Origin of the sequence: Rudaea sp. (genome assembly GCF_036383415.1) — a bacterium.
Taxonomy (GTDB): Bacteria; Pseudomonadota; Gammaproteobacteria; order Xanthomonadales; family Rhodanobacteraceae; genus Rudaea.
In genome coordinates this window covers 1-6,977 of the sequence record NZ_DASVOK010000276.1, presented here as the reverse complement: position 1 = coordinate 6,977, position 6,977 = coordinate 1, and the positions used below count along the sequence as shown (strand labels likewise).

Here is a 6,977-nt window from a genome sequence, read left to right as displayed (position 1 = left end):
TTCGAACAGGCGGCGCGTATGGTCGGCGAGGCGGAAATGCTGCGGGCCCTGCGGCGTCGCATAGACGCGCTGCCCTTCGAACACGGACGAGCCGTAATGCAGCGCGTGCGCGGTGACGTGCACCGTCGCCTCGTTCCAGAGCTTGAGCTTGCCGTTGTGCCAGATAAATTCTGTGTTTGCCATATTGGGTCCTTTGCAATTCCTGAAGCGGTTTGGATACGGGTGATGGGGTCGAGCGAAACGCCTCGCCGTAGGCGAATTCTACGTCCTATCCCCTCCGCGCCGCGCCGAAAACCTGTCTTTCATGCTGATTTCGCCACCAGCGGCAGCGCTTGGCCGAGCTTGATGCGTTCGATGCGGTTGACTACCTCGAGCGCGGCGAACGCGGTGGCCTCGACGATGTCGGTCGACACGCCGCGGCCGATCAGTTCGCGCTCACCGTGGTTGACCGTCAACGTCGCCCGGCCTTGCGCATCGGCGCCGTAGGAAAGCGAACGGATTTGGAAGTCGGAAATGTCGAGCGTCGTGCCGGTCGCGCGCTCGATCGCGCGCAGCATCGCGTGCACGGGGCCGTCGCCGAGCGAACCTTCGGTCTCGCCGACACTGCGTCCATCCTCGTGGCGCAGGCGCACCGAAGCCGAGGCGCCGCCGCCGAGATGTGAGGTCGCGTGCATCTGCTCCAGCGTCCACGGGCCGAGCGCGGCCGGATCCTGACCGAGCACGAGCGCGTCAAGATCGCTGTCGAACACTTCCTTCTTCTTGTCGGCCAGCGCCTTGAAGCGCGGGAAGATCTCCTCGACCTGCGCGTCGTCGACCTCGTAGCCGAGCGATTTCAAACGGTCGCGCAGCGCATGCTTGCCCGAATGCTTGCCGAGCACGAGCTGGGTCTTCTCCACGCCCACGTCCTCGGGGCGCATGATCTCGTAGGTCTCGCGGTTCTTCAGCATGCCGTGCTGGTGGATGCCCGACTCGTGCGCGAACGCGTTCTCGCCGACGATCGCCTTGTTGCGCGGAATCGTCGAGCCGGTGACGTTGGCGAGCAGGCGCGCGGTTGGGTACAGCAGCGGCGTGCGGATGCCGGTCTCGACGTTGAACCGGTCGGCGCGCGTGCGCAGTGCCATGACGATTTCCTCGAGCGCCGCGTTACCCGCGCGCTCGCCGATGCCGTTGATCGTGCACTCGACCTGGCGCGCGCCGACAGCCACAGCAGCGACGCTGTTGGCCACGCCGAGGCCGAGGTCGTTGTGGCAGTGCGAGGACAGGATCACCTTGTCGATGCCGCGCACCTCACGCTTCAAGCGCGAGAACAGCGCGTAGATTTCCTCGGGCGTCGTATAGCCGACCGTGTCGGGCACGTTCACCGTCGTCGCACCGGCTTCGATCATCGTCGACAGCACTTCGATCAGAAATTCCGGCTCGGTGCGGATCGCGTCCTCGGCCGAAAACTCTATGTCGTCGCAGTACTGACGCGCGTGGCGGATCGCCTTAATGCCGGTCTCGATCACCTGCTCGCGGCTCATGTTGAGCTTGTGCCGGCGATGCAGCGGGCTGGTCGCGAGGAAGATGTGGATGCGCTTCTTCTGCGCCGGTTCGAGCGCACGCACGCAGGCGTCGATGTCGCCGATCTGCGCGCGCGCGAGGCCGGCAATGACCGGTCCGCGCAACTCCTTCGCAATCGCATGCACCGCCTCGAAGTCGCCTTCGGAGGCCTGCGGAAAGCCGGCCTCGAGCACATCGACGCCGAGTTCGGCCAGCGCGTGCGCCATGTGCAGCTTCTGCGGCCGGCTCATCGAAAAGCCCGGCGACTGCTCGCCGTCGCGCAGCGTGGTGTCGAAGATGCGCACGTGTTCGCGCGCGGGTGGTGCTACGGCTGGATCGCTGGTCTTGTTCATTGCTGCACCTCAAAGCCATTCGTCGGAGACGACCGCGCCACGCGCGGTTTGTTGCAATCGAAACTTTTTTGCCGCCAGAAACGACAAACCCCGCACTCGTCGCCGGGTGCGGGGTTCTGGATTCTTCGCCTGGTTCTGTTGCTCAGACGCGCCCTAACCCGCACCTCCGGTGCTAATAAGTACAAGGGCAAGAAGAAGCAGCGCGCCACGCACGCGAACAGCCTTGGCGAGAAGGCTGGAAGCGAAATTGCGCTGGCTGCTGCGTTGCGTCATAGGACAAACGTAAACGAAGCCCGCATGCCTGTCAACACCTGCGGGCAAGGAATTTCCATGATCCGCGAAAATACGCTGGCGAATGGAAGAATCACAACCGGATTTCTTTACGTCTAGACGGATGGATGTCCAAATGAAATCGCCGCTGATGCATTCCGCGATCAGCGCGGCATGTCGCAACGAAAAAGCCCGCCATAAAGGCGGGCTTCATCGCAACGTTAACCACGAAGTCTCACTTGACCGGCTGTACCGCCGCGGCCTGCGAACCCTTCGGACCCTCGATCACTTCGAAACTGACTTTCTGACCCTGTTGCAAGCTGCGGAAGCCTTGGGTGTTGATCGCCGAATAGTGCACGAACACGTCTTCGCCGCCATCTTCGGGCGCAATGAACCCGAACCCCTTGGCATCGTTGAACCATTTCACAGTACCAGTACGCATACGACCTCGATACACGAATGGACGGGCGGGCCGGAACCGCTCCCCAATCCCCTTTGCGGCACCGACACAACGAAAGTATAACGCCAATTTTACAAAAAATTTCAAGTTTGGCCGATTTGTGGCCACCCGAAACACCCCCGGGGCCTCTCCCAAAGGGTCCTGTGTCGGGTCACTCAGGCCAGCAGAGCGGAAATAATCGGCGGAATCTTGGCCGTCGCGGCTTCAAGATGGGCAAAAATCTCGGGCAGGCTGATTTCCGGGGCGGCGTCGCCCTGCGGACAGCCTGCAGCCCAGTTCGCGACGACGGCGAGGCAGGCGTAGTCGAGCTTGAGCTCCCGCGCCAACGCCGCCTCGGGCATGCCGGTCATGCCGACGAGGTCGCAGCCATCGCGGCGCATGCGCGCGATTTCGGCACGCGTTTCCAGCCGTGGGCCCTGGGTTGCTCCGTAACAGCCGCCGTCGACGACGGCGACACCGGCACGCTTAGCAGCAGCGAGCACCTCGGCGCGCAGGCTCGCGCTGTAGGGCTCGGTGAAGTCGATATGTTCGACCTTGGCGCCGTCGGCGTCGCAGAAACTCGTGATACGCCCGTGCGTGTAGTCGATGACCTGATCAGGCACGGCGAGCGTGCGTGGCCCCATGTCGGCGCGGATGCCGCCCACCGCGTTGACGCCTAGTACGCGTGCAGTGCCAAGGCTGTGCAACGCCCAGACATTCGCGCGGTAGTTGATGCGGTGCGGCGGGATCGAATGCCCGCTCGCATGGCGCGCGAGGAAGGCAACGCGCCTGCCGTTGAGCTCACCGAGCGTGATCGCATCCGAGGCCGGGCCGTAAGGCGTGTCGACGATACGCTTTTCGACTTTTTCCAGACCCGGAAAATTGTACAGCCCGGTGCCGCCGATGATGGCGAGGTCGAGACTCATAGCGCGTAGATGCCGGGCAGGTTGCGCCCCTGTTCGTGGAAATCCATGCCATAGCCGAACACGTAGCGGTCGGGCACGCGCACGCCGACGAAATCGGCGCGCAGGTCCGGCGTGGCGCGGTCGTGGCGCTTCTCGCACAGCACCGCGATCAGCACGCGCTTGGCGCCTTCGTCGATACAGAAGTCGCGGATCGCCTTGAGCGTGTGGCCCTCGTCGAGGATGTCGTCGACGAGCAGCACCGTCTTGCCGGTCAGTGTCGCGCGCGGCTGCTTGACCCAAAGCAGGTCGTGGCCGCGCGTGCCGCCGCGGTAGCGCGTGGCGTGCACGTAGTCGAATTCGAGGTCGGCCGGAATCGCGAGCGCGAGCACGCCGCCGAAGATCAGGCCGCCATTCATCACGGTCATGAAGATCGGCACATCGCCTTCGAGCGCGTCCTCGATCTCCTTGCCCATCGTGCGGATGCGCGCGGCAAGCTCTTCGCCGGAGAACAGCAGCTCGGCGGTCTTCATCGCTTCGGCGAGCGCGGGTTTGTCAGTCACGGTGTTGTTCCTCTATGGAAGATTGCTGATGAATTTCTTTCGCTGCGGATTGTCGACCATCTCGTCCCAGTCCTGTGCGACGCCACCAAGCAGGCTGTTGAGGCGCTGCGGATCGAATCGCGCCGCGCCCTTCGTCGCCGCCAGGGCCTCATCGACGACCTCGGGCTGGCAGGCCAGGATCAGATCGCAGCCGGCATCGTAATGCGCCTCGATGCGTGCGGCGACACCGCCCTCGCCCGCTCCCGCGGCCATGCTGATGTCGTCGCTGAACACCACGCCCTTGAAACCCAGTTCACCGCGCAGGATGTCAGCGATCCAGACGCGCGAGTAGCCGGCCGGTTTCGCATCGACCTGCGGATAGGCCACGTGCGCCATCATCACCGCTTCCGCGCCGGCCTCGATCGCGTCAGCGAACGGCACTAGATCTTCGGCGCGAATCGTCTCCTGCGGGCGCGCATCCACGGCACGATCGACATGCGTGTCTTCGAGCACCGAGCCATGGCCGGGGAAATGCTTGAGCGTCACCGCCATGCCGGCCAGGCGCATGCCGCGCTGGTAAGCCAGCCCGAGTTCGGAGACGACCTCGGGGCGCGCATCGAACGCGCGCATGCCGATCGCGCGGTTGCCTCGCGCAAGATCCAACACGGGTGCGAAGCTCAGGTCGACGCCGATTGCGCGCATTTCGCTCGCCATCAGCCAGGCATGCTCCTCGGCCCGCGCCAAAGCCTGTTGCGGATCGGCGTCGTACAGGGCACCAATCCGCGCCAGCGCCGGGAGTTCGGTGAAGCCTTCGCGGAAACGCTGCACGGGGCCGCCTTCCTGGTCGACACAGACGAGGAATTCATCGCCACGCAGTGCACGGATCGCATCGATCAGCGCCGTCACCTGCGCGCGCGAAACGAAATTGCGCTTGAACAGGATCACGCCGCTGACCTGCGGCGCGGCGAGCTGCTCGCGCTCGGCGGCGGTGAGTTCGAGTCCGGACAGGCCGATGATCAGCACGTCATTCTCCGGCTTTCTCCGCCGCGCTCCAGCGCGAATACGGATGCTGCAACAGATTCAAATTGTAGTAGCGCAAATGCTGCGTGACCTCGTGTCCGAGCCAGCCGGGTTTGTCGATGGCCTGGTTGGCAGATTGCAATTCGACTTCCGCAACGATCAGCCCTGCATTGTCGCCAAAAAATTCGTCGACCTCGAAGGTCAGGCCCGCATACGGCACATAATGGCGCACCTTTTCGACGACGCCGTTACAGAAATCGCGCAGCATGCGCTCGGCATCGATCACCGGGATGGGATAGTCGTATTCGAGCCTCTCGACACCGAGAGTCGCCGACTTGATGTTGAGCCAGGCGTGGTCGCCACCAACGCGCACGCGCAACGAGCAGCGCGTACCGGTCTGCGACTGCACCAGACTCGCATCGATCAGATAGCCCTGCACCATGCGCTGTGCGTGAGCCGCCTGCGCGCGCCACGCGTCGCTCGTCACGAGGAATTTGCGTTCGATTTCGATCCCCATGTGTTTACCTCTCGAGCAGCGCAATCGATTCGACATGTGCGGTATGCGGAAACATGTCCATCACACCCGCACTCTTCAACTCGAAGCCGTGCCTGTCGACGAGGATGCCCGCATCGCGCGCGAGCGAGGCCGGGTGGCAGGACACATACACGACGCGACGCGTCCACTTGCGCGGCAGGTATTCCAGCAACGCGTCGGCGCCGGAGCGCGGCGGATCAAGCAGCATCAATTCATAGTCAGCCTTGGCCCAAGCCGTCGCGCGCTGATCGGCGGCCAAATCGGCGCTGTGGAACGTCGCGTTGGCGATGCCGTTGCGCGCCGCGTTGTCGCGCGCGCGCTGAACGAGGCCTGCCTCGCCTTCGACGCCGACCACCTGTGCCGCGCGCCGCGCGAGCGGCAGGGTGAAATTGCCGAGGCCGCAGAACAGGTCGAGCACGCGGTCGGTCGGCTGCGGAGCCAGCAGCGTGAGCGCGTGGTCGATCATGCGCCGATTCATGCCACCGTTGACCTGGATGAAGTCGAGCGGGCGGAAATCGAGCGCGACGTCATAGGCCGGCAATTCGAACTTCAATTGCGCGTCCGCCGGCCACAGCGGCGCGACGCTGTCAATGCCGCCGGGCTGCAGGAAGATCGCGAGGTCATTGGCTTGTCCGAACGCAATCAAAGCCTGCGTGTCGGCATCCGACAACGGCTCAAGATGGCGGAACACGAGCGCAATCAGATTGTCGCCCGCGGCGATTTCGATCTGCGGAATCTCGCGCTTGCCTTCGAGCGATTCGAGCATCGCCGTGATCGCGGCGATGCGCTCGCCGACCGCGGGATGCAGCACTTCGCAGCGCTCGATGTCGGCGACGTAGCGGCCGTTGGTTTCGCGAAAGCCGACCAGCATGCGGCCCTTCTTCTCGACGAACTTCGCGCTCAGGCGGGCCTTGCGCCGATAGCCCCAGGGCGAATCGGTCAGCGCTGGAAGAATCGTCGACGGCTGGACTTTCCCGATGCGCTCGAAATTCTCCAGCAGCACGCGCTGCTTGGCAGCGATCTGCGCCGCCGGATCGAGATGCTGCAACGCACAGCCGCCGCAGACGCCGAAGTGCTTGCACCGTGGTGCGACACGATCGGGCGACGCGCGCAGCACTTCCTCGACCGCCGCCTCGTCGTAGTGCCGATGCTTGCGCAGATCGCGCAAACGCACACGCTCGCCGGCAAGTGCGCCGGCGACGAACACGGCCTTGCCGGCGATGTGCGCCACGCCGCGCCCGTCGTGGGTGAGGTCGGTGATGTCGGCTTCGATCGAAGTCATGTGAGCACGCAAAACTGGGCCGCATATGATACCAGCCCGGCAAGGGTCGCCGCCCTCACGCGCTGCTATAGTCCTGCGCATGAGCAAGGACCGGC

8 protein-coding genes and 1 pseudogene are annotated in these 6,977 nt (G+C 64.2%); 1 reads left to right on the top strand and 8 read right to left on the bottom strand.

Annotation, left to right across the window (positions count from 1 at the left end; translation table 11 throughout):
- Together VF497_RS10455 and VF497_RS10450 are read right to left on the bottom strand one after the other, a co-directional pair.
- Positions 1 to 183 (bottom strand): annotated as a pseudogene (locus VF497_RS10455) (branched chain amino acid aminotransferase); the annotation flags it as partial.
- A 119-nt stretch (positions 184 to 302) separates the two neighbouring features.
- The gene (locus tag VF497_RS10450) at positions 303 to 1,892 is read right to left on the bottom strand and encodes a 2-isopropylmalate synthase (protein ID WP_330888391.1); all 1,590 of its coding nucleotides are present in this window, start codon (positions 1,890 to 1,892) and stop codon (positions 303 to 305) included.
- 138 nt (positions 1,893 to 2,030) lie between these two features.
- On the opposite strand from VF497_RS10450, the gene VF497_RS10445 reads away from it, so the two are divergent.
- Positions 2,031 to 2,282 (top strand): hypothetical protein, encoded by a 252-nt coding sequence (locus VF497_RS10445; protein ID WP_330888389.1) that lies wholly within the window; start codon positions 2,031 to 2,033, stop codon positions 2,280 to 2,282.
- A 115-nt stretch (positions 2,283 to 2,397) separates the two neighbouring features.
- Here VF497_RS10445 and VF497_RS10440 read toward each other — a convergent pair whose 3' ends face one another.
- The 6 genes from VF497_RS10440 to rlmD form a co-directional block, all read right to left on the bottom strand.
- Positions 2,398 to 2,604, bottom strand: a complete 207-nt coding sequence (locus tag VF497_RS10440) for a cold-shock protein (RefSeq protein ID WP_018973498.1) — start codon at positions 2,602 to 2,604, stop codon at positions 2,398 to 2,400.
- 173 nt (positions 2,605 to 2,777) lie between these two features.
- Positions 2,778 to 3,527, bottom strand: coding sequence for an S-methyl-5'-thioinosine phosphorylase (locus tag VF497_RS10435; RefSeq protein ID WP_330888386.1), 750 nt, complete (start codon positions 3,525 to 3,527; stop codon positions 2,778 to 2,780).
- On the bottom strand, positions 3,524 to 4,036 hold the full coding sequence (locus VF497_RS10430) for a hypoxanthine-guanine phosphoribosyltransferase (RefSeq protein WP_330888393.1): 513 nt from the start codon (positions 4,034 to 4,036) through the stop codon (positions 3,524 to 3,526). Before VF497_RS10430 ends, VF497_RS10435 begins: the two co-directional genes overlap by 4 nt.
- A gap of 42 nt (positions 4,037 to 4,078) precedes the next feature.
- A complete protein-coding gene (nagZ, locus tag VF497_RS10425) occupies positions 4,079 to 5,068 on the bottom strand; it encodes a beta-N-acetylhexosaminidase (RefSeq protein ID WP_330888384.1) in 990 nt (329 codons plus the stop codon).
- 1 nt (position 5,069) lies between these two features.
- The gene (locus tag VF497_RS10420) at positions 5,070 to 5,582 is read right to left on the bottom strand and encodes a CYTH domain-containing protein (protein ID WP_330888382.1); all 513 of its coding nucleotides are present in this window, start codon (positions 5,580 to 5,582) and stop codon (positions 5,070 to 5,072) included.
- Between the two features lie 4 nt (positions 5,583 to 5,586).
- Entirely contained in the window at positions 5,587 to 6,882 is a 1,296-nt protein-coding gene (rlmD, locus tag VF497_RS10415) for a 23S rRNA (uracil(1939)-C(5))-methyltransferase RlmD (protein ID WP_330888380.1), read from the bottom strand.
- Positions 6,883 to 6,977 lie beyond the last annotated feature (95 nt).